This is a genomic window from Lactobacillus apis (genome assembly GCF_002837055.1).
Classification (GTDB): domain Bacteria; phylum Bacillota; class Bacilli; order Lactobacillales; family Lactobacillaceae; genus Lactobacillus; species Lactobacillus apis.
Genome location: NZ_PDKP01000034.1, coordinates 1 through 3,306 on the forward strand (window position 1 = coordinate 1; position 3,306 = coordinate 3,306).

General features: G+C 35.4%; 5 protein-coding genes. 1 reads left to right on the forward strand and 4 read right to left on the reverse strand.

Annotated elements, in window-relative coordinates:
* Together CRG87_RS07565 and CRG87_RS07570 are read right to left on the reverse strand one after the other, a co-directional pair.
* Nucleotides 1-430, reverse strand: a 430-nt coding sequence (locus CRG87_RS07565; RefSeq protein ID WP_165775981.1) for a PTS sugar transporter subunit IIC, incomplete at its 3' end; no start/stop codon positions are given.
* A gap of 2 nt (nt 431-432) precedes the next feature.
* Complete coding sequence (locus CRG87_RS07570) at nt 433-924, reverse strand: PTS system mannose/fructose/N-acetylgalactosamine-transporter subunit IIB (protein WP_074426139.1); 492 nt, start codon at nt 922-924, stop codon at nt 433-435.
* Between the two features lie 164 nt (nt 925-1,088).
* On the opposite strand from CRG87_RS07570, the gene CRG87_RS07575 reads away from it, so the two are divergent.
* Entirely contained in the window at nt 1,089-1,484 is a 396-nt protein-coding gene (locus tag CRG87_RS07575; protein ID WP_074426140.1) for a hypothetical protein, read from the forward strand.
* A gap of 88 nt (nt 1,485-1,572) precedes the next feature.
* On the opposite strand, the gene CRG87_RS07580 is transcribed toward CRG87_RS07575, so the two are convergent.
* Nucleotides 1,573-2,526, reverse strand: coding sequence for an NAD(P)-dependent oxidoreductase (locus tag CRG87_RS07580; RefSeq protein WP_074426141.1), 954 nt, complete (start codon nt 2,524-2,526; stop codon nt 1,573-1,575).
* Between the two features lie 243 nt (nt 2,527-2,769).
* The coding region (locus tag CRG87_RS07585; protein WP_101138727.1) for an SIS domain-containing protein at nt 2,770-3,306 on the reverse strand (537 nt) is incomplete at its 5' end.

The following is a 3,306-nucleotide window of genomic DNA, read 5'->3' on the forward strand; positions in this document are numbered from 1 at the left end:
CATAAAGACTATTTCGTACAACAGCTTTATCATCGTTACGATCGATTGCCTTATCTATTCTGTGTGCAAAGTAGGTATTAGTAAAACGAGCCAAAATATCAAGTTGCACCATCAATAGACCAACTGGAATAGCAACACCAATACCATAGTTAATGCCTTTTCCTGAAATATGCGCAATTGCAGTACCTATGATTGCTCCAGTGGCATAATCAGGAATCGAAGCACCACCAAAAGTACCGACACCTAATATCATTAACTGCAATGTTGCTCCTACGGCCAAACCTAATTTCACATCACCAATAATTAGTCCTGCAATTAATCCAGCATTAACTGGGTTACCAAAACCGATACCAACTGTGATAATTTCATTGATTTGGAAGAAAGCAAACAAAGACAGCAAAATTATTTGAACTACACTCAATGAATTCATTATTATTTCTCCATCCGTTTATTTAATTCAGACATAAAGTCTTCTCTAGGGTCGTTCGGTACCATCTGGTGATAAAGCTTTACTCCCCGAGCATCAAGTTCCTTAAAAGCCTTTATTTCTTCGTCATTAACTCCCACACTCTTGAATAGTTGCAGTCTGCCCTCACCACTTGGCAAATTACCAACATTAACTTCTTTAATCGGTACTCCTGCTTCGACCATTTCAACCAGAGCCTCTGGTTCACGAGTAATAATAAATATTTTTTGGTCCGCATAGCGTCCTTGAACAATATTGTTACTTGCACGATCTGGTGGCAAAATACTTAAAGCTGCTTGAGTGGGACGAGCTAATTTTAAAGCTGTTTTTTCCAAGTCATCTTTAGATACTTTGTCGCCAACGACCATTAAGCGCTCTGCACCTAATTGCCCAGTCCATACACGAGCCACCTGACCATGAATCAAACGGCTATCAACTCTCACATTAACCAATTGCACGATTTTTCACCCCTTTTGTTAACGCTTACATTAATTTACAACAAAATTATAGTTTATATATTTTGTTTTGTAAACATATTTTTTTTTACTAAACAAGATTGACATTGAATTGCTTTATTAATAAGCTAATCTTAAATATCTATTATTAAAGAAAGTGTAACGGTATGATTACAGTTCAACGATCAAAAAGTAATATTTCAATGGGCAAGCCTACAACTGTAATAGTTAATGGTTTAAAAGTAGGAAGTATTGCAGCTGGCTATGCTTTAAAATTAAATTTAAAAAAAGGGGACACGCTACAACTGGCTCAAGACGGACTAAATCGCTCAGCAAAAATGATTATTAATAATACTGACGCTCATTATAAAGTTATTCCGAACCCAAAGTCTGCACTCTTAATAGCTTTCATGATTGCTGCTTTATTATTAATTCCGCCTATGATTAAAAGCTATGTACCTTTTTCACAAAATGCTTCAGCAGCTATTATCTTTTTAGTATTTTTACTTATTGAATTAATTTTTAATTTCCGGAGTGGTCTGGTTATTGAAGAAATTAAATAAAGATGCTACCCCAAAATTCAGTTAATGATTTTATAGACAGACAAAAACAGCCAAGTAATAACTTGGCTGTTTTTCATGATCTTGTTTATTAATTAACTTGATTCAAAGCTTTGTGGTCACATAAATAAGAAATAAGGTTTCTAGATGCTTCTTTAGCTGTCTCCGTTCTAGCCTCTAAAGTTCCAGTACCTGCATGAGGAGCTAAAATCACATTGTCTAATTCACATAAAGCTTGCGGCACATGTGGTTCAGTTTCATAAACATCTAGTCCGGCTCCAGCTATCTCTCCATTTTTTAGCGCTGATATCAAATCATTTTGGTTAATTAATTGTCCACGAGCTGCATTAATAATATAAGCAGTCTTTTTCATTTGCTTAAACGTTTTCGAATTAAAGACGCCAGTTGTTGAAGGTAAAGCTGGCGCATGGAGTGTAATAACATCTGATGTTTTAACTAGCGTATCAAAGTCGACGTAACTAACATGCTCCGCTTTTTCAACCTCAGACGCTAATTGATGTCTGTTATGATAAATAACTTTCATCCCAAATACCTGAGCATATTTAGCAACTTCAGAACCAATTCGTCCCATACCATAAATACCAAGTGCTTTTCCTTGAAGTCCTGTTCCCATATTTTCTGGTTTAGAAACATTGACCCATTTTCCTTGACGAATATTTTTATCATAAAAATGCAATCGCCTTACAGTTGCTAATAATAGGGCAAACGTCATTTCAGCAGTAGGAACCAGAACGCTCTTAGGGCAATTCGCAACAACAATTCCCTTTTGCTTAGCATAATCAATATCAATGTGGTCATATCCTACACCACTAGCTGTAATGATTTTTAGGTTAGTTCCCGCATCTATTAGCTCTCGGTCACCTTTCATCCCAATGAGTATTAAACCTTCGTATTCAGATAAATGTGCTAAAACCCATTTTCTAGTCTCATGTTCAGGCGCATGAACCACTTCAAAATTTTCTTTTAATTCTGTTAATCCTGCTTCTGGAATAATGCCAGTCACCAAAATTTTTGCTTTATTCATCTTTATTATCCCTTTTAATAGCTAAAAATTATTAATAACTATTATTATAGCAATTACAATGTTTTGTGAAGCAATAGATCTTGCTATAGCCGATTTTAGCCTTACCAAGCTTGGCTTATAACCTTCATATATTGTGATGACACCCCCTTAGCCAAAATATAATTAACAGTAGTTAAGAACTTGAAAAATGCAAAAGGACCAATTCCTGCAATAAAGCTGGAATTAGTCCTTCAATAAAATTTGTTACTTATCAACCCGCAGTGCACGCGACAATCGTTCAAGTAGATAAACAACTGGAACTTGTGATGTTAAGTTGATTGTTTCACCGATTATTTTGAATTCTAAGTGATACGCAAAGTTCAAATCCGATAAGCCTGCAATGGTATTATCTTCATTATTAGTGATGCTGACAATTGTCGCACCTTCTTGCTTAAAACTTTTTACTTGGTCAATTGTTGGTTGACCCTCACCGCTGACTGATAAAACTATTACAGTCTTGTTTTTAAAACGATCGCGGCTTAATTCAACCGGGTAGTATGGATCATCAATCGAAAATGCGTTACGCCCATTATTAACAAATTGACGCGCACCATAATCACACAAGTCACCAGATGAACCAATTCCAAAAAAGACGAAATCTGTCGTTTTTCTAGCAATTTCTTGAAAAGTAACAATTTTTTGATCGTAATCTGCTAAAAAAGCTTGCGAAAAGTAATATTGTGCCTGATAAGTGATATCATCAACCACTTTATTTCTGTTCAGCTCTTCTTTAATTTCGTT